The 19019-nt window shown below is 37.2% G+C and carries 21 protein-coding genes and 1 tRNA gene; 7 read left to right on the forward strand and 15 right to left on the reverse strand.

The annotated features are described in order from the left end of the window. Positions 1 to 23: 23 nt before the first annotated feature. From PHC76_RS11185 to PHC76_RS11210, 6 genes are read right to left on the reverse strand one after another with little or no spacing between them, the layout of a single operon-like run. Positions 24 to 1235: a peptidoglycan DD-metalloendopeptidase family protein gene (locus PHC76_RS11185; RefSeq protein ID WP_299972026.1), complete on the reverse strand. Its 1212-nt coding sequence runs from the start codon at positions 1233 to 1235 to the stop codon at positions 24 to 26. After that, entirely contained in the window at positions 1236 to 2048 is an 813-nt protein-coding gene (locus tag PHC76_RS11190) for a cell division protein FtsX (protein WP_299972027.1), read from the reverse strand. It abuts the gene before it with no gap. After that, positions 2035 to 2706 (reverse strand): ATP-binding cassette domain-containing protein, encoded by a 672-nt coding sequence (locus PHC76_RS11195; RefSeq protein ID WP_299972028.1) that lies wholly within the window; start codon positions 2704 to 2706, stop codon positions 2035 to 2037. The genes PHC76_RS11190 and PHC76_RS11195 overlap by 14 nt, the downstream gene beginning before the upstream one ends. After that, entirely contained in the window at positions 2699 to 3874 is a 1176-nt protein-coding gene (trmB, locus tag PHC76_RS11200; protein ID WP_300210074.1) for a tRNA (guanosine(46)-N7)-methyltransferase TrmB, read from the reverse strand. The genes PHC76_RS11195 and trmB overlap by 8 nt, the downstream gene beginning before the upstream one ends. A 3-nt stretch (positions 3875 to 3877) precedes the next feature. Beyond that, entirely contained in the window at positions 3878 to 5137 is a 1260-nt protein-coding gene (locus tag PHC76_RS11205) for a fibronectin type III domain-containing protein (protein WP_299972030.1), read from the reverse strand. Continuing rightward, a complete protein-coding gene (locus PHC76_RS11210; protein WP_299972031.1) occupies positions 5091 to 6059 on the reverse strand; it encodes an RluA family pseudouridine synthase in 969 nt (322 codons plus the stop codon). The genes PHC76_RS11205 and PHC76_RS11210 overlap by 47 nt, the downstream gene beginning before the upstream one ends. A gap of 75 nt (positions 6060 to 6134) precedes the next feature. On the opposite strand from PHC76_RS11210, the gene PHC76_RS11215 reads away from it, so the two are divergent. Then, complete coding sequence (locus PHC76_RS11215) at positions 6135 to 7244, forward strand: FtsW/RodA/SpoVE family cell cycle protein (RefSeq protein ID WP_299972087.1); 1110 nt, start codon at positions 6135 to 6137, stop codon at positions 7242 to 7244. A 36-nt stretch (positions 7245 to 7280) separates the two neighbouring features. Further along, a tRNA-Ile gene (locus tag PHC76_RS11220) sits at positions 7281 to 7356 on the forward strand. 293 nt (positions 7357 to 7649) lie between these two features. On the opposite strand, the gene PHC76_RS11225 is transcribed toward PHC76_RS11220, so the two are convergent. The 4 genes from PHC76_RS11225 to PHC76_RS11240 all read right to left on the reverse strand — a co-directional run bounded on the left by PHC76_RS11225 (position 7650) and on the right by PHC76_RS11240 (position 12331). Then, positions 7650 to 8954 (reverse strand): hypothetical protein, encoded by a 1305-nt coding sequence (locus PHC76_RS11225; protein WP_299972032.1) that lies wholly within the window; start codon positions 8952 to 8954, stop codon positions 7650 to 7652. 183 nt (positions 8955 to 9137) lie between these two features. Further along, positions 9138 to 9395, reverse strand: a complete 258-nt coding sequence (locus tag PHC76_RS11230) for a hypothetical protein (RefSeq protein ID WP_299972033.1) — start codon at positions 9393 to 9395, stop codon at positions 9138 to 9140. Positions 9396 to 9529: 134 nt separating this feature from the next. Beyond that, on the reverse strand, positions 9530 to 10543 hold the full coding sequence (locus PHC76_RS11235) for a hypothetical protein (RefSeq protein ID WP_299972034.1): 1014 nt from the start codon (positions 10541 to 10543) through the stop codon (positions 9530 to 9532). A 54-nt stretch (positions 10544 to 10597) separates the two neighbouring features. After that, positions 10598 to 12331, reverse strand: a complete 1734-nt coding sequence (locus PHC76_RS11240) for a hypothetical protein (protein ID WP_299972035.1) — start codon at positions 12329 to 12331, stop codon at positions 10598 to 10600. Between the two features lie 124 nt (positions 12332 to 12455). On the opposite strand from PHC76_RS11240, the gene PHC76_RS11245 reads away from it, so the two are divergent. Together PHC76_RS11245 and PHC76_RS11250 are read left to right on the forward strand one after the other, a co-directional pair. Beyond that, a complete protein-coding gene (locus tag PHC76_RS11245; RefSeq protein ID WP_299972036.1) occupies positions 12456 to 13052 on the forward strand; it encodes a hypothetical protein in 597 nt (198 codons plus the stop codon). Further along, the gene (locus PHC76_RS11250) at positions 13033 to 13365 is read left to right on the forward strand and encodes a hypothetical protein (RefSeq protein WP_299972037.1); all 333 of its coding nucleotides are present in this window, start codon (positions 13033 to 13035) and stop codon (positions 13363 to 13365) included. The genes PHC76_RS11245 and PHC76_RS11250 overlap by 20 nt, the downstream gene beginning before the upstream one ends. Positions 13366 to 13640: 275 nt before the next feature. Here PHC76_RS11250 and PHC76_RS11255 read toward each other — a convergent pair whose 3' ends face one another. The 3 genes from PHC76_RS11255 to msrA form a co-directional block, all read right to left on the reverse strand. Next, positions 13641 to 14729 carry a tyrosine-type recombinase/integrase gene (locus tag PHC76_RS11255; RefSeq protein WP_299972038.1) on the reverse strand — a complete coding sequence of 363 codons (1089 nt, stop codon included), beginning with the start codon at positions 14727 to 14729 and terminating at the stop codon, positions 13641 to 13643. A 353-nt stretch (positions 14730 to 15082) separates the two neighbouring features. Beyond that, the gene (locus PHC76_RS11260) at positions 15083 to 15358 is read right to left on the reverse strand and encodes a GIY-YIG nuclease family protein (RefSeq protein ID WP_299972039.1); all 276 of its coding nucleotides are present in this window, start codon (positions 15356 to 15358) and stop codon (positions 15083 to 15085) included. 6 nt (positions 15359 to 15364) lie between these two features. Continuing rightward, the gene (gene msrA, locus PHC76_RS11265) at positions 15365 to 15904 is read right to left on the reverse strand and encodes a peptide-methionine (S)-S-oxide reductase MsrA (RefSeq protein ID WP_299972040.1); all 540 of its coding nucleotides are present in this window, start codon (positions 15902 to 15904) and stop codon (positions 15365 to 15367) included. A gap of 100 nt (positions 15905 to 16004) precedes the next feature. On the opposite strand from msrA, the gene PHC76_RS11270 reads away from it, so the two are divergent. The 3 genes from PHC76_RS11270 to PHC76_RS11280 all read left to right on the forward strand — a co-directional run bounded on the left by PHC76_RS11270 (position 16005) and on the right by PHC76_RS11280 (position 17382). Then, positions 16005 to 16529 (forward strand): 3'-5' exonuclease, encoded by a 525-nt coding sequence (locus tag PHC76_RS11270; protein ID WP_299972041.1) that lies wholly within the window; start codon positions 16005 to 16007, stop codon positions 16527 to 16529. Between the two features lie 170 nt (positions 16530 to 16699). Continuing rightward, positions 16700 to 17008: a hypothetical protein gene (locus tag PHC76_RS11275; RefSeq protein ID WP_299972042.1), complete on the forward strand. Its 309-nt coding sequence runs from the start codon at positions 16700 to 16702 to the stop codon at positions 17006 to 17008. Next, a complete protein-coding gene (locus PHC76_RS11280) occupies positions 17008 to 17382 on the forward strand; it encodes a rhodanese-like domain-containing protein (protein WP_299972043.1) in 375 nt (124 codons plus the stop codon). The genes PHC76_RS11275 and PHC76_RS11280 overlap by 1 nt, the downstream gene beginning before the upstream one ends. 54 nt (positions 17383 to 17436) lie before the next feature. Here PHC76_RS11280 and PHC76_RS11285 read toward each other — a convergent pair whose 3' ends face one another. Together PHC76_RS11285 and PHC76_RS11290 are read right to left on the reverse strand one after the other, a co-directional pair. After that, a complete protein-coding gene (locus PHC76_RS11285; RefSeq protein WP_299972044.1) occupies positions 17437 to 17718 on the reverse strand; it encodes a DUF1294 domain-containing protein in 282 nt (93 codons plus the stop codon). Between the two features lie 12 nt (positions 17719 to 17730). Further along, a complete protein-coding gene (locus PHC76_RS11290) occupies positions 17731 to 18963 on the reverse strand; it encodes a GGDEF domain-containing protein (RefSeq protein WP_299972045.1) in 1233 nt (410 codons plus the stop codon). Between the last annotated feature and the right edge of the window lie 56 nt (positions 18964 to 19019).

Raw genomic sequence — 19019 nt, forward strand, 5'->3', positions numbered from 1 at the left:
CTCAGAGTAAATAGAAGTGATTTTTATCTAATTACCTGTAATGGGTCAATGTGGGCATTGCGTTGGGTGACTTGGAACATCAATTCACGCTCAACTCGACCGATAACGGAACCTTGCTTAAGCCTTTGACCGACAGATACCGTAGGGGCAATTTTATCGAGATGGGCATAGATGGTATGAAGTCCATTGTCGTGTTCAATAATCACAACATTATCAAGCATTGCGGTGGGTTTTGCAAAAATAACTTTGCCGTTTAAGACTGCTTTGACTTTTGCATCCGGATCGGTAGGGCGGAGTGAAACTGATTCATTGTAAATTTTAATCCCATATACCGGATCAGTGTAGGGACCGAAACGTTTGGTTACGACATAGCCATCCAGTGGCGCGATAGTACGATCTCCACTGTATGCTGCTGTTTTAGAAGGTTGGTACTCAGAAATGGCTTTCTGTGCACCTTCAGGAAGAGGTTTTGATCCTGCTTTTGGGGCAACAAGTGGTGGTGGAGCTTTTTTAGGCTTCATCTCTTCAAGTTTAATAATATTGAGACTTGCAAGGGTGTTCTGAAGCGATTTTTGTTGGCTGAGTATTTTTCCAAGAGAGCGTTTATACTCATTTTTCTCTTTTTCTAGCAAAGCAATTGCTTTTTCATTCTCTTGTTTAGTAGCAAGAACATTTTGTTTTTGTTTATCGATTACGGCGATAGATTGTTTGAGAACGGTAGTTTGGTTCGTAAGAGCAGCGATACGATTAGCATTTTCACCAAAAATAAAGTTAAGCTCTTTAATCTCTTCATTGATTTGTTTAAGATGAATTTTAAGAGCTTCTTCGGTGATAATGGCATCAGCATTTTTTGCTCGATCATCTTTTATAAGCAAAGATATGGAGGTATTTCGTGCAATTGCAAAGACAAGACGTTGTTCGATATCATTTTGTGTTTTGGTAAGCTGAGTTTGTTGTGTTAGTAGTCCATTGAGACTAAGTTTATTGGATTGATAGACACTCTCTTTGGATTGAAGTTCGCTGACCAAAGTATTTAAATGTTGTTGTTGAACCCCAACAACCTCTTTTTGCTGCATAATTTTGGTAGCAGTCTCTTCTAGTTTTGCATTGAGTGATGAGTAGGTTTGTTTTGTTTCATTGAGCTGCTTAGATGTATTTTGGATACGTTCATCTATTTTTGCACTGAATCCATTTATGCTTAAGAGTGATAGCAGAAGAAGGGAATATGGGAACATCTATTCCTCTTCGCGTTGAAACAGTACGATGGTAAAAGTAAGAATAATGGAAATTCCTAAAGCAATAGCGAGAGATCTTAGTGCATCATTGACAAAGTTAAAGAGTTGGACGGTAATTCCGATTGTTTTGAGTTGTGACGTTAAAAAGCCGTTATAATCAATAAGAAAAAAAGCGAGACACAAAATAAGGGTCGCAATAATGGCATCCACAATAGCAAGGCGAAATAAAACCGCTGAACGAAGCCAAACCGGTGCACCGAATAGCGCCATAATACTCATCCGTTCTGCGTGTTGAAATTGCCATAAACGCATCTCTTTTAAAATTAGCAGCGAGGTGACAGCAGCAATAGCAATAGAAAAAATCTGAACAACGTCTTTAAATAACAACATCAATTTATAAACGGTGTCATGAGTTTGGGTAAACCCCTCTACACGCTCAATTGCAGGATGCTGTTCAAGTTTTTTTTGAAGTTGATTAATCTCTTTTGGGGTAGGGAAACGGTTAAGATAGAGGCGATAGAATTTTGGAAGAGTAATTTTTAATAGATCGATATTTTTTTGAGACATCTCCCCTTTAAGACGCTCTAAAACTGATTCGGTACTGACCGGTTCACCCCGATCAATCATCGAATTGAGTGCTTTTAGTTCAGCAGGATTGAATGTTTTGTTGGAAACGACAATAACAGAATAGTCATCTTTAAGATGCGTTTCATAGGCGGCTATTGTTCGATCAACCGCAAAATAAATTTGAACGGATGCTAGAACGGTAAAGAGGGCGATAATAAGTGAGATATGATTTTTAAGCGATTTCATGGATATTTCCAAACTCGATATGGTAATGTTTATAAGGTACTTTTAACTCATCTGGAATATGATGGGTCACTACAACAATAGTCGTTTTCAATTGGGTGTTTGCCCCTTCTAAAAGTCCCCAAATAACGGATGAAGAGTAATCATCAAGGTTTCCAGTAGGCTCATCAGCGAGGATTAAAATAGGGTTGTGTGCAAGTGCGCGTGCCATAGCAACACGTTGTTGTTCTCCTCCGCTGAGTTCAGGAGGGTATTTTCCTGATTGATGAGAGAGTTTGACATGGGAGAGGAGTTTTTGCACTTGTGCCCCCCCTACATCGCCGGTGTAGCCGGAAATAATTAACGGAAGCATCACATTTTTTTCAATGGTCCACTCATTGATAAGTTTGTAATCTTGAAAAACAATACCGATATTACGACGAAGAAAATTGAGTTTAGAGGTGCTGATTTTATTCATTTTGACACTGCCGACACTCAGCTGTCCAGTTCTCGGTTCGATAGCACCGTAAAACGATTTTAACAAGGTTGATTTGCCGCTTCCACTTGCACCGGTGATAAAGACAAAACTCCCTGCCTCAATACTAAATGTTGCTTTGGAGATAATTGTTTCATAATCTTTGTAAGAGAGAGAAAGGTTCTCTGCAATAATAACATTATCCATTGAGTAACTCGTTTAATAAAATATGGGCAGAAAGGTTAGCACTGGATCGGACGGGTTGTGTAGGAAAATAGCGAGCCTTTCCATTTTGGACAATGAGATAGAGATGTTCCGGACGATCGAAACTCCCCATTGCCAATCTCAACATCCATCCACCCTCACCAATCATAAAACTTGCTTCTGCGTTTAAAAATCCCCAATCACGGCGGAATGTTTGACGCTCTAGTGTTGGAAGTATACCATCATTGATAGATGATTGGGTGAAACTAAAATCCCCTTCCAATTTTTTTTCAGGACTTATTAAATCGTTGATTAGAGTAACATCATAGATATTTTTTTCCATCTTTTTCCAACGATCTTCATACTTGCTGGTTACTGCAATCTCTTGATTCTTGCGTACCTCAAAACTAACGTGAGGAGGGTGAGAATAGGTTTCCAGAGCAAAACGGTAGTAGTTTTCACTGTCAGTACGTAATTCTAATCTACCTTGCGGTGCTAACGTTCGAATTGCTTCAGTGACGAAAGTATCACCGATAACACGACGATGGGGCTTTTTATCCCAAGGTACAGGAAAATGGACATAGATACGGCTGAGGGTATTGGAAGGGACAAACTCTAAAAATAATCGTGCATCATAATCTAAAATCATAATGTTATTAAGATTTTGGATGGTGATTTGTTTAAGAGCCTGCTCAATCGAGGGTTTGTGAATCTCTAAAGCGATAAACAAGACATCCGGATTGGTTGATGCTTGATGGAGTAAATGGCGTGCGGAGCCAAATCCTACTTCGAGACGTATTTCACGACCCGTTGGAAAATCTGAAGCAAAATAATCAACTGATTTGAGGGCATCATGAGTTTTAAGATGGACATTTTCACTCGCGTTATCGACATTGGAATCGATGATGGTTGCATGGGAGTGTTTTGCATAGGCTAAAAGGGCATGTTTGACCAAAAAATTGGGGCTAGGGCGGGTAATCTTATCACTTTTGAGAAGGTGCTTTTCACCACTTTTTTTATGGAGGATAAAAAATTCTCGACCTTTGTATCGAGTAGAAATCAGGGACTCTCCCCCCTCACCGCGAGAAGTAGCTATAAAGCCAAATTCTACTTCCCCCTCACGGGCTGGAAGCTGAAGAGGTTGAAATACATCAATATGTAAATGAGGCATACGTTATTTTTTCTCATACATAAGTTCAATACCCTCAGTCGGGAGAGAACGGATACCATCTTTATCGACACCCATTACTTGATAGATATAACCGACGTTTGGAGTGGTATTTGGGTCTTGGAACTTAGTCTCTTTGATATTATTGATCTCGATAGACTCACGACCTATCCAACTCGTTTTAGTGGTTTTAATAACGGTATAGCTAATGATACGAGGATCGCTGGATGTCCACTGTAAATCAACACCGCTCGCTCCGATACGTCCATCATAGGCGATAGGGGTATGCGGTTTTGGCAAGCTAACACCTTGGGTGATGATTGAGCCCATTGGACTTTCTAACCCATCTTTATCTACGGCGGTGACTTTGTAGTAGAATGGCTCACCATCTCCTTTGGTAGTATCGGTAAATGTAGTTTCCGTTAATTTAACACGGTATTCATAAATACCGTTTGAACTGGTGGAACGATAAATATTGTAGTGGCTTAAATCACTCCCCAGTGAACTTGGTTCCCATTTGAGCGAAATTGCTTTTGGGAGATTCGTTGTTGCACTCACCCCTTTGATTTCAGGAGGGAGAGGTTTGGTTACTACTTTTGCTGTTTCACTTGGCTCGGTTTTTAATTTATCAAAGGTAACGGCACGGACACGATAATAATAAACTTGTCCATCTTTGAGTTTAGTATCAATGTATTCAGCATTTAAGCGACCTTCAATAGTTTTAATACTGCTCCACTCTTGATCGTTAACATCGAGCCGCTCGATTACATAGCTGTTAATACGGGTATTTGGGTGCGGACGCCAAAGTAATTTGGCACTGCGAGGCATATTTCCAACCGATTGAAAAAAACTGACAGGGGCAATCATCGGAAAAGTGCTCGCTTCGATTGTTTCGCTTCCGTTAGACTCTAGCAACTCTTTTGCTGTTGTTGTAAAGCGGTAGTGGTAAAGGGTGTTCGGTGTGAGTCCTTCATCGACATAGTGGGTTGCGAATCGTCCATCGATAGTTCCGACACGAGTAAGTGTTTGGTTGCTTTCATTAGCAGCTGCGCGGTAGATATTGTATCCGCTGACGCGTGGGTCACTGATCGCTTTCCATTCAAACGCAATGGTTTGAATATCTGATATGGATCCGTTAAGAGAAGGGATCGGTAAAGTTGGATCGATCGTTACTTTTTTTTCCGGTGTTGGTTGAATAGGGGTACATCCGGTAAAAAGACTAAGCGCTAAAGAGATGCTCAAAGCGTAGGTTAGAGAGCGTTGCATGCAGTTCCTTTGATTCAAAATGTTTTTCTAAATATTCGTTCATAACGCCATCCATCGGAGCATTAAAAGAGAGTGGCTCACCACTGGTTGGATGGGTTAAATAGAGCATATAGGCATGGAGCAAAATATGTTCCACCTTAGCATCTTTTTGGTGGCTTCCATAGAGGTGATCTCCTAGGATATGACGGCTGATAGATTCGAGGTGGACGCGAATCTGATGGGTTCTTCCGGTAAAGAGTTTACAGACAATCAGCTCACTTGTTTCATCGAGAGAGGAGGCAAGTTTTCGAAACATTGTCTTGGCATTTTTACCTGTTTCTACGACCGCCATTTTGAGACGGTTTTGGGCACTTCGTCCGATTGGTTTATCGATCAGCGTCTCTTCCTCTTTGAGTGGCGGGGTGATGACTGCAAGATAGTAACGCCCCATACTTTTATCTTGTAACTGCAACGAAAGTGCTTCGTGAGCTATGTTGTTTTTAGCGACAACCATCACACCGCTGGTTCCTCGGTCGAGCCGATGGACGATACCATGTCGCTCTTCACCACTGAGTGTTGAGAGGGTGATTCCGCGTGTTTTGAGCCAATCGACGAGAGTGGGCTCTTTGACGCTGGGTGCTGGGTGGACGGTGAGGGAACTGGGTTTGTTGATTACCATGATATCATCGTCTTCGAACAGCACTTCAACATCAAAATCGATCACATGTGCAGGGGTTGATTTGGCTTCGGGGAAGATGATCGTCACACTCTGATTGGGCTTGAGCTTTAATCCTGCTTTGGCAGTGGGCTTTCCATCAACGTTTATCGCATGTTGTTCAATCAATTGGGCAATCTGGTTGCGGGTTTGAGTGAGCATCTGAGTTAAAAAAAGATCCAATCGGATTGCTTCTTCAACAAGAAAGGTTACATTTTCGCGTTGCATCAATCTCCTTGGTGGAATGGTGGGGTTATGCTACAATTTCATATTAAAAATAAAATTTATACCGAATGGATTAATTTGCTTAATATTGATCGGCGAATTCTAGCACATTTTGACTATGTAACCCTTATGCTGATTATCCCAATCGTTTTTTTATCGGGTTGGTTGATTTATGAGATTCATCCTGTGCTTGGGCAAAAACATTTGACCTATGTGAGTGTTGGTTTCGGCGTTTTTGTTACCCTTTTTCTTTTGCCGATACGACGAATGTTTTGGATGATTCCGATATTTTATTGGGGAAGTATAATCCTTTTGGTCGCAGTTGAATTTATCGGTCATTCCCGTTTAGGAGCAAAACGGTGGATTGAAATACCGTTTATCCATTTTACTCTCCAACCCTCCGAGCTACTAAAACCTGCATTTGTATTGATGTTAGCGTATCTCATCCATCGAAACCCCCCACCACATGATGGCTACAGAATAAAAGATTTTATGAAACTCTCTTTTTTTATTGTTTTGCCGTTTTTATTGATTGCTAAAGAACCCGATTTGGGTACAGCTACCGTTTTGGTATTGCTTGGATTTGGTATCTTATTTATCGTTGGGGTGCATTGGAAAGTTTGGGTAGGCTTAAGCGTTGCATTTGTCATCTCTCTCCCACTGATTTACTCTAATCTTCATGACTACCAAAAACAACGTTTGACCGATTTTGTCGGTGAAAAATCGAGTTACCACGTAGAACAGTCGATTATCGCGATTGGCTCAGGAGGTTTCTTTGGTAAAGCAAAAGAGGATGCGACTCAAACGCAAATGAAGTTTCTCCCTATCGCCTCAAGTGACTTTATCTTTGCCTATGTGGTGGAGCGTTTCGGATTTTTTGGAGCATTTGTTTTAATTTCTCTATATGCAGCTTTAATTGTCCATTTGCTATTTCTCTCGACATGGACAACCGATTATTACACCAAGGTGGTCTCAGGTGGTCTCTCACTGCTCGTTTTTATCTATATGAGTGTCAATATCGCCATGACAATGGGACTCGCCCCCGTCGTCGGTGTCCCTTTGCCTATGTTTAGCTATGGGGGGAGCAGTTTTGTCAACTTTATGGTTCTTTTTGCCGTAATGGAAAACTTAATTGCCTACCGTTTCCGTTATCTTTATGATAATGTTGGTAAAAAAAGCTTCGTCTAATCTAAGAGCGTTTATAATTGCGCTCCACTTCGTAACGGGTCAATAGTTCAGTGGTTAGAGCCCTCCGCTCATAACGGAGTTGTCCCAGGTTCAAGTCCTGGTTGACCCACCACCTTCAAAACTCACAATCACCGCACTTTCAAGAGATTTAAAAGCATAAACTTTACATTGATATTTTCATGGGGTAACCGCAAGGGTAACCTTTGATTAGCCATTTTTTATCTTATAACGGCATGATTTTCTAATAGAGCATATATTTTTTCTAGGTCATAATATACGAAGCCACCCAGTTTAGAATAGGGTAACTCACCTCTTATTCGCTTTTTTGCTTGCGTTTTTTGTTTAATCGCGAACATTTCCTCAAGTTGTTTCGGGGTAACCCATCTATTATTCATGGGGTTACCCTTAAAACACATCTGGAATCAGTTTCCGCCGTTCCAACTCTTTAGTAAGCAATGCATGACGATGATCCAGTTCATCATACAAGGGTGTACCCATAGGTGTATCACTTATCTCTTTTGACAACTTTTCATCCAGATTCCATAATCCTTCGTCACTGTACAATTTGAGATCATCATCAAATGTCGGTTGCACCGTATGCTCCTCATGTATATTTTTAATGTTCTGTCTAAGATCAAATTCCGTTTTTGCTTTTTGAAGCACATCAAGGAAGAAAAGCAAGGTAGGGTCATTCTTATGAACCAGTAGCCGTGTAATGACTTTTTTAATCGATTTCTCTGCATCTTGAAGTGAGTATCGGAAGCTGATACGCTCAATCTTTTCTAACGGAGTATCTACTTGCATAAATTCAAGTATTGAGTAGTTCTCTTTGATATATTCCCAAATAGGCAATATGTCAGCACGTTTTCGATTAGGAGAGTTCAATTGCTTCTCACTGATACTTTCGGTGTCGATAAGCTTGATAAGGTCACACGAGCTTTTAAATAGACTCTCAGCACGTATAAGAGCATCATCGATAGTATCAATTCCGAATGTCTTTAAATATTCACGATGTAATTCAAACTCGACATTGAATATCGGTTCCTGTAAATCCATCCCGTTTACTCCGAAATGGTTGTGCATGATCTCCCGTTTGATCTGTGACGCGGTTGTCAGCTCTTTATGCTTGTTGTAGATACGAAGCAAAAACGGTTTTTTACCGACATAGTACGTCTCTAACTCATACCCGCTTGATCGTTCTCCGATGTTGGCAGAGTGGCTTTGCTTCTTAGAGAGGATCATCTCTTTACGTAGATAGCTGAAATCGTGTTGGATGAACATATTAAGATCGATCCGTGTCACGGGGAACACTCTCATAGTGAACTCACCCAAGAATTTCCTATTAACGTACTCTATAAGCGATTTTAAGCCCAAAGTATAGATTCCAACAGCATTGAGCTGTATTCGTATGTTGTGAATGTTCATAGCCTTCTCAGGGTCTTTAAAACCTGATCGAAAGAAGTCATGATTGAACCAATGAAATCCGTCTCTTCCCATTCCGCTGTAAACCACATCGATCCCGTTTATATTTACGATGATGTCATTATCAGCGTACTGATAGTTAAGAGATTTAAAATAGGCTTTCTTATCTTCGATCTGATTAATGATGTCCTCATATAACCGATTATAGAAAGCACCGCTTTGTGCAAAGTAATATAGTGCATCAATACCGCTTGCAAAGGGTATATTTTTGACATGACTATCTTGCATAGGTTTTTCCTTTCGACGATAAACGTCACTTTTTATTTATGAAATCAAGAGAGGGAGAAATGTTTTATGACTTATGTCAGGGGGTGTTACTAGAACCCCCTGAGTTAATGCGCACAGCTAACGGCATCGAGCCATACGGGGGCATAGCCCCAAGATTGGCTCAAAGCCTACGTATGCGCAGAATTAGATACCGTAAAAGATGGCTTTGCCTACGGTGGCAACGTCTACTTCAACGATTTCGTTTTCTTTGCCTTTGTAGAGGGCTACTTTGGAAGAGGGGATAGAGAGATCAATCAGCTCTTTACGTGAGTCACCGTTTTTAAGAGGTATCTCTAAGAGCAACTGTATTTTATTTTTACCACGTACAACTTCACCCGTTTCTTTGTTGGTGAAATCATTCGAAGTGTAGACATTAAGAAGGGTTCCAGATAATTTGATCATAGTCAAATCCTTTTATTGATTTTTGGATTTAACAAAAGCGCTTTTGCCGTTGTTGGGTGTCATCCTTGACAACGACATTTTAGAGCTTAAGGAAATTTAAGGCTAGGTTTTTTTTCCCTGAAAATCAGGAAAATTTAGTTGGTGAAGAACATGGAATTGAGAAGGGCACGATTTGAGTTATATTGTTTGTCTCTGTCTTTAATTGAATCATAGTACTTGTCTGGATTGAATAAACCTTGAAATTTGGTTCTTTTATTTTTGCCTTCCAGTGCCAGAATAGGGGAATTATAGTAATACATTTTTACATAGAAGTCTTTTGCTTTCGAAGCATCAAAAGTAAATTTTTCGGTTTTACTGAAAGGGAGTAAAAGTGTCAGGATACTTTTTTTCAATGCTGATTTATTGATTTGTTCAGCTCTAAACCAATAAATCCAGAACGGATAGTTATATAGCTTTATGGCAATAGACTTTAAAATCATTTGAGGTGTTAAACGGTAACCCCAAAAATAATCTGATAGTGAAGCAAGAAAATCAAAGTCTTCGAAGTTTTCAATATAATTAGCGACTTCAGGCGAATGTTTTTTTAAATCATCTCGAAAAGAATAAAATGAGAATTGTTTGTTGCCATCCTCATCTGTAAAAAATTCTTCGTGAGGATCATCTTCTGGTCTTACATCGAATTCTTCAGGTTTACTGTAATCATTCCTATGAAATTGAACGAGCGCTAATTTTTCTATCGTTAGTTCATCATTTTTCAAAAAGGATTGAAATATTGAGAGAGTAATCAATGTACGTTTTACCATTGTTAGATCACGTAATGAGGAATAGACGGTTAGAGAATCTTTCAATGAGTTAATAAGTGGAATGATATTTTTCCGATCTTTTTCTAAACGCCGAATGGTGATCCATCTAGGATCGTCGGAAAGTTCTTTTTCTTTCAAATCAGATATAGCCATTAATCCCATAAACAAAACTCTAAATGATGAGTCAAATAAACTATGATCTTTATATGAGGCTTGAAGAAAAAGTACTATATCTTCGATATTTTCATGTTTATGAAGTATATCGATTGCTTTTTGCTTGTGTTTATCATCTAAGGGGTGACAATTAATATAGGTTATAAGATTAGTAATTAGTTCTTTGTGCATTATTTTACAGAAAAAGTTGAGTATGTGTATTTAACTAATAAAAAATGAAAGATATTAAAATAATTCATCGCTGATATATTGTTCCTGCGCTAAAAAAGCAGTATTTCTTTCATAAATTTCTATTAAAGTATTTAGATGTTTTAAAATTTCCATTTCGATCTGAGGACAGTTCAACTGATTGCCATTTATTACATAATCTTTGTATTCTTTAATATTGATGAAATTAGCTTGAAGTGTTTCCATATACTCAGCTGAACAATCAGCAAATTTTTGATTTATGTACATCGAAATTTGTTCATAGAGTAAATTATTCTGTAAAGCTCTATGTGTCACTTGCATACCTACAAATTTTTGCTCGTGGAATATGACAGTTATTTCTTCTTTATTAAGTATGTCATAAACTGAAACTTTTTTAAAATCATAAATATTATTTACCAAAAATTCTTTAAATATATCCTCCATTTGTGGGTTAAAAATATATCTGATATATCGATTTCTATCGATTTCACTTAAAAAATTAAGTTGCTGTCGCCATGTTTTATGATTTTGAAGTAAAAAAACATAAGCTTTTTTAGCAGTTGTTTCATCTCTATGTTTGATGAAGCTTGAACTATAGTATTCTTGTATACTTTTATGCAAAAACTGAAATACCATTCCATCTTGAATGATTAAATTTGTTATTTTCAAAATATCTTCAACAACATCAGATGTTTCTACATCTAACTTCAAAAGTGATATAGACTTAAAAAAATAGTCATTTAATTCGCGCGAATCAAAGAGTAAAATATCTTCTTTTGCTGTAAAAAAACAAAATGCTTCAAAAATATCTTGGAGTTGAATATCATTTAAATTACTTTTTCTTTCTCTTTTATAACCAGCTTTTGTATTATCATGTCTTGCTAACAAAATTTCAAAAAGCTTTTGATAAAAATCCGAAAATTGGGTTGGAATGACTTGACTTACTCTATAGTTAAAAATTAATAATGTAATTAAAAGAGGTGAATATAGTAACGAAATTATTTCACTACTACTATTTTTTATTTTCTGGATAAGTTCAAATGGCTCATATTCAGCATCAACTATTTTAAGAATAAATCCCTCTAAATCTGTAATTTCTGAAATCTTAAATACATCAAAAGAAGATGATTTTTGAAGTTCTGAATTTGGTCTTGATGTTGCAATAACTCGTGCACTAGAATATTGAAGAGTGAAAAACTCCAATTGATGAATAATATCAGGGACATATTTTGAAGGCAATTCATCAAAACCATCTAAATAAAAAGTGAATTTTCCACTTAATAGTAACTCATTTCTCGTATGTGGTTCATCTGAGAAACCGTATGAATTTAATACTGCATCAATTGAATCTAAGAGTATGCCAGTTTTAATTTTTCGACATTCAATAAAAATTGGTATTTGGTTGTTTACTGTAAATTCTGTTAATGCTAAATACCTTAAAAAAATTGATTTACCCTGCCCAACATTTCCTTCAATGACAATTGGATTATTCGATTTAAAATCACTATAGGTATCGACCGCAAAAGGTGACTTGTTAATTATTATCTGTGCAGGATAGTAAAAATCAAAAAGACTAACCGCTTTGTCATACTGCCATATCGTTTTAACATATTGTATTTTTGAAATTTTATCTACGATATTTTTTTCTACTTCATAACGATTATATTTATCTTTAAGATTTTTTAACAATGGATCTAAAAGCGTAAGCGTTTTTTTAACTCCCTCTGTTATAAGTGCAGATAAGGCGATGCTTGTAACAGTAGGCTCCATTTTCTTCTTCTTTCATTATTTTTATTAGTATCATATCTATAATCAGATACAAATACAAATTAATAGTTTTAATTGCTATAAAATTAGATAATGTTATGTACAAATAAAGAAGGTTCTAAAAAATATGAATGTATATCCAGATCTTGCAAAATATATAATTGCAATTGTGTCCGCATTAATTCTATTATTTCCGTCAATACAGCAGCTTTTAAGTCCACCGATGATTTATGATTGGATGATGTATTGTTATTTTACTCTAGCAATAACCTCACTCCTATTAGCTATTCTAGCATTCTATCTAACTGTAGCTGACCAGAATGCAAAACCTGAGAGATTACTTGGTCTTGCGAATTGGACAGGTATTTTTTCTTTCATATTCCTAATTGCTTACTTTGCAAGCAATTTGTATCAGGATAAAACAAGTAAGCCTACGATTGACTCTTTCACTTTACTTCCGTTAAATCCAAAAATAGGTGAAAAAATTTCTTTGCAAGCAAAGACTACATCAGAGAATAGAGACAATATAGATTTTGAATGGAAATATAATAAGCACGAAGTAGGTAATAAGGAAATCTTGTATTGGAAAATACCATCTAATTATAAAATTTATACTATCAATTTATGTATTAAGGATCAACATCTTAATCAGGTTTGTGACAATTTTAAAATTGATATGAGTAATGAAAATAAAAAGGAGAATAATGAAAGCCACGCCAAATAAACAGAGAAAATATGGATATATTGGAAAAAATAAAAAGGAATTTTTAGAAGAATATAATGTGAGAGTAAAACTTTCAAAAAATATTAGTGTATTGCAAAAAGATAAGAAAATTGATTTCGGTAGTAAAGAAATAAGAGTTGTAACTAGATTGGCAATAAATAATAAAAAATATTTCAAAAGCCTTTCAAACCATCAAATACAGAATGCTCTTCAGGATTTCTCGGCATTTACGATTGAAAGTAAAGCTTCATTTGAACGACCTTGCTGTAGTAAACGTCCCGCTAGTTGGCCGTTGTGCAAAAGAGGTTGTTAGTCTTGAGAAATCTATTGAAATCTAAAAACTTTGTCAATCATATTTGAAGCAATTTTACTTCCTAGAAAATAGTCCATAATCAAATATTTTGTGACAGTATTTGAATAATTATGTTCAATAATATATCACTCATATATAGTATTGATATCGATTTAATGGGAGTATTGCAGATATAATTGTGTCTATGTGCATAGCATTTCTGTCACAATACCCCTTGAAAGCCCGTAAACACTGGCAAAAAAAGCACTCGGCTTACGTTGTGTACTTCTTAATTTTTAGATTGATTCTTCCTGTTCTTTTACTATTATCGAAACATCATCGATCATTTCTGATGCCATACGGCTTCCAAGGGTGTAATTGAGAGAAAGGTATTTAATGATCGTATTTGGATCGTTATGACCCAGTGCGCCTGATAGGTGAATCGAATCAACACCTTTTTCAGCCATTGCAGATACGATGAGGTTTCGGGTGTAGTGCATAGAGAACCAATCGCCTGCTATTGCTCTGATTTTCAGAATTTGTTTATGAACCGTATTGATTTTGCCACCCGTAACTCTCGATTTAAAAAGTATCCCATTTTCAGGCATAAATTCTATAAGAGCCTCTTTCACTTTTGGAGGTAAAAAAATCTTTTGATCCTCACCGTTTTTCGTATCACGTATGATGTAATAGTCTTGATCCAAAATAACATCTTCGGCTAGGAGATTGATAATTTCACCTCTACGTCTGCCTTGTAATGCGAGGAGGAAAAAGGCTCGATAGAATGGATCATGAGCATAGAGTGACATAATAGCATCGTGAACGATTTTAAGGCGTTCTGTTGCATTGGATACGATTTTTTTGGTCTTCGGTAGTTTGATTTTTACATCTTCGCATGGGTTATGAAACATGATCTGATTGGCTCTAGCGATACGAAGGGCAGGGGATAAGATTTCGATAGCTTGTTTAGCGGTGCGTGGACTGTCACCATTTTTAATCTGTTGATCAACGATAGATTGAATATGATGAGGCATAACAGTCGAAATCTTTTTACTACCAAGGATAGGTTTTACGTTACGCTCATAATATGACATTCTATTTTTTTTATAATTGCCCTCGGGGAGAGTATCGATATATCGTTGCACCATTGCGTTAACGGTTGCATCCGAATTGATATTATTTTCAACTTTATCTTTAGCTTCTAAAAATTGAATTTCTGCATATTTGATTTTATCACGTTTTCCCCATTGCTTATCGGATAAATCGATAATCCCTTTATGCTGTTTTCCATTGACTTTGAAGAGGTAAAAAAATTTCGTGTAATCTGCATTAGCTTTTAAATTAGCTCGAACTACATTGGGATAATCGTTGGGATTAATAGCCATTTTATTACCTCTTTTTTGTATGGGGTAACCTTTGGGGTAACCCTTATTAGGAAATTATAGCATTATTATAGCAAAAGATAGCAAGTTGTTTGTCTTTAAAAGTCCACAATATAGGGATTTTGCAATTAATAGCGAATAGGGTAATAACGCCTCATAACGGAGTTGTCCCAGGTTCAAGTCCTGGTTGACCCACCATCAAAACCTCCTAAAATACGTACTTTCAAGAGATAATTTCAATACAAATTTAAATAATATTTTAACTAGGTATACCATTAGGTATGTCAAGGATCAACTTACTAAGCGCTATTCACTACAGTAATAAAGCTTTTTTCACTGTGAGCGAGTAGAGTTTTTTAGAGGTTATAAGGAGTAGTAGAGGCAATCAAATCTATCTTTTGAGCTCGGGTAAGCCGTTTGATTTGCACCTCCCGTTTAAGGGCACTCGATTTATCTGGATATGTTTCATGATAGACTAAAACTACCGGTCGGCGGTTACGAGTATATTTAGCACCCTTAGTGGAAGTGTTGTGTTCATTGATTCTCCGTACCAACTCCGAGGTGATTCCGGTGTAATAGGTACCATCATTGCATTGGAGGATATACAGAGAGTAGGGTAGTAAACTATTCATTTTATTTTATCGAAACCGTTTTACATACGAGTGACAATAAGGGAGTTTTCCATGTTGGACGTAGTAATCTTGATGGTAGGTTTCAGCAGGGTAAAAAGTGCTAAGGGGGAGAACTTTGGTTACAACATCAAACCCATTGGAACGAAGTTGTTGAATTAAAGAAAGGGCAGTACGTCGTTCTTGATAGGTATTGACAAATATAGCCGATTGATACTGCTCCCCAATATCGGGTCCTTGTCCATTTTTTTGTGTAGGGTCATGAATCTCAAAAAACATTTTAGTGAGATTTTCATACGATATGATAGTAGGGTCGTATAAAACTTCAACGCTCTCTAAATGACCTGTAGAGTGGTTGCTTACTTGCTCGTAAGTAGGATTTTTAACAGATCCACCCATATACCCAGAGTGCACCTCTTTGACCCCTTTAAGCTTTTCAAGATGATATTCAACACCCCAAAAACACCCTCCGGCATAATAGGCTTTTGATAAAGTCGAAGCATGTACCATCACAGAAGTAAAGATGAGAAGAACCCATAATAATTTCATTGTATGACTCCCAAAAAAAGATATCCATATTATGCACTCATGATACTAGCATCTCGGTAAAATGTCGAATAAAATTTATAGACACACTGATGGAGAACATTTGATCATTCTGGACTTTGAAACCAACTCTGCTGCTATCCATGACGTGATCGAAGTCGCGGCATTTCGGATCAAAAGAGAAGAGGGCGTTTATGTCATCGCTGATACCTTTCATCGCTACTACTTCTCTGAATATGAGGTTAACCCTTACGCCCTTGCCGTCCATAAGCTCTCACCGCAGCGAATCGAGAGACTTCGGGCAAATGTTGATTATGCAGAGTATTTCGTAGAAGATCAGGAGTTTATAGAGTTCTGTCAGGGAGCTAAAACTCTTATCGCACACAACATAACGTTTGAACTGCGTCATCTCGGTGAACTTGTCAGATTTGATAAACACTTTTGTACGATGAAATCGAATAAAAAGATTGTTGGAGCGCTCAATATCCGAGGGAGTCTCAAGAACCCGAAACTGCTGGAAACCTGCCGATATTACCGAATCGATTTTGATGAAGAGCAGTACCACAGTGCGATGTATGATGTTACCAAAACGCTCGAAGTTTTAAATCGTATGAGTATAGAGATTTAAAATAACGGAGTGTGTACGGACAAAATCGATTATCTGGTTTAGTTTGCAGACCATAGTATTCTCCTAATGAATGATATTTCTGAAAATACATAAATCGTGCAAAAATGGGCTATTTCTATGAGAATGTTTTATGTATATCGTATCCAATAACCGCATTTAGGGAGAGTTTTGTGAATCCGTGTTTGGTAGATATATGTGAGAGATTTGAAACAATCAGCGATTTTCTTGAACACAAGTCGCAAGAACAAGAGGTGATAGTGATAGAGCTCTTTTCTGATTTCGTGGAGTGTTTCTCATCAGTGGGTGCAGAAAAACTCGACTATCCGAAAGAATTTCAAAAAGATGTGAAATACTATCTCCAAAAAGAACCTGTCATGATGGAACAATTCGAAGATATCGAATTTCGCTATTTGATGTTGAGTGATTTTTATGATTTTTGTAAGTTGACAAAAAGGTATACCAATAAAAAGGGGTGTTAATGCTAAATTTCGGGCCGTTTAAATCGCTTTCAACCAAAGAGTTTCAACACAAAAAAGAAGAAGGCTATGCCGTTATCGATATACGAAGAGCCGACGAGTGGGAAACCTATGGTGTCATCGAGGGTAGCCATAAAATCACCTTTTTCGATGAGGTTGGAGAGGTCGATTTAGATAGGTTTATGGATGCATTTACCCAAGTGGTAAGGGATAAAGAACAACCGTTCATCCTCGTATGTGCTCATGCAAGCAGAACCAAAACAGTTGGTGAGATGATGGGGTTACAGTTCGGATATAAAAACGTCTATGAGTTAGATGGGGGGATTAATTGGGGTTGGATCGATCAAGGATTAAAAACTGCTCAATATTCACCATAACCACAACTATAAAACCCATTATTGTTGTTAATGATTGTTTCGCAGAGGTAAATACTAAAATGTCATGTACGATGTTTGAGAATAGAGCCATAATCCCTCAAACAGAATAAACTGCACCGTAAGTATAATCCAAAAAAGGTTACGGTACTTTTGACTTTTGTGACGAAATATTTTTTGGGCAAATACCGCACCTACACTACCTCCAATAAGAGCTAAGTATATAAGTGTTTTTTCGCTGATTCGTCGTCGATTAGTACGGGCGAGGTATTTATCGTAGCCAAAGACAAAAAAGGTGATCAGATTAAAAAGAAAAAATAAGATTAGGAGTGCTTTCATAATCTAACACCTTTAAAACATTCGCCCTCTGAATCGGACTTTGTTTCTTCCGTCTTGTTTCGCTTCGTAGAGCATTTGATCTGCTTTGTCCAAACTGGTATCAATTGAGTCATTCCCCTCTTTTTTAGTTATCCCGATACTAACGGTGAAGTGTATCGATTGATCGGCTACTGGAATCGATATATTTTGAGTATCTTCTCTAATCGATTCGACGATACGATATACATCTTCAGATGATTTATTGAACAATATCAATGCAAACTCTTCACCACCGATTCGCCCGAAGATCGATTTGTCATCGAGATGTTGAGTTAATATTTTTGAAAACTCTATCAATGCAATGTCACCTATTTTATGACCAAAAGTATCGTTGATTGATTTAAACATATCCAGATCAAGCATTACACAATAGATATCTTCATAGGTGTTGTATATCTCTTCTGAAAGTCGAAAAAACTCTCTGCGATTATTAATACCGGTGAGGGAGTCTTTTTTGGCTAAATATTCAAATTTTTCGTTGGTGTCTTTTAGATTTTTTGTTTGTATTTCGAGTTTAGTATTTTTCTCATCTAACTGTCTCATGATTGGTTTAATGGCGAAAAATGCAAATACAAACCCGATTAATGATACCAAAGAGCCGAAAAATAGCCAATGCCAAAAGATTTTAAGTGCATCTTCTTTGATATTATGAACCGATAAATCAATACCTAAAACATACTTGACCCCTTTTGGAGATTCGAAGGGAGCGAGGTAGGAGAAATGGGTTCCCCATTGATCTTGTGCTTCACCAAATTGGGGAATACCGCTTTCGACCGTTTTTTTCAAATAATGACTGACATCTAAATACTCTTGCCCTAGTTTCGTATGTAACAGGGGATCATGTATATCTTTCTCACTGGCACTATCGGAAGAGAAATAAAATTTTGGGGGTAATGTGTAGGTAAAGGTGTAGATATATTCGACACCGATTTTTTGTGCAAGATGGGATTGTTTATGTAAGAGTTCTTGATATTCTGCTTCTGTAGGTTTGTTTTCATAGGTAAACCTGTCGTGCCACTCGTCATGATAGGGTTTTAATAACGTAGTGGCTAACTGTAATCTCTCTTTTGCTTGGTTAGTGTAGGTTGCAAGGGCATTTTGATATGATTTGTAGGCAAAAAAGGAGACTAAACCGATCGTTAAACTGAGGAGGATAAGTGCTAATTTAGTGGTAGATGATACTTTTGCTTTTGTAAAATCAATCAAAAAAACCTCTTTGTGTCAAGCTCAAATAATAGTAGACCTATCCGTTACTCCCGTGT

The organism is Sulfuricurvum sp. (assembly GCF_028710345.1).
GTDB lineage: Bacteria > Campylobacterota > Campylobacteria > Campylobacterales > Sulfurimonadaceae > Sulfuricurvum.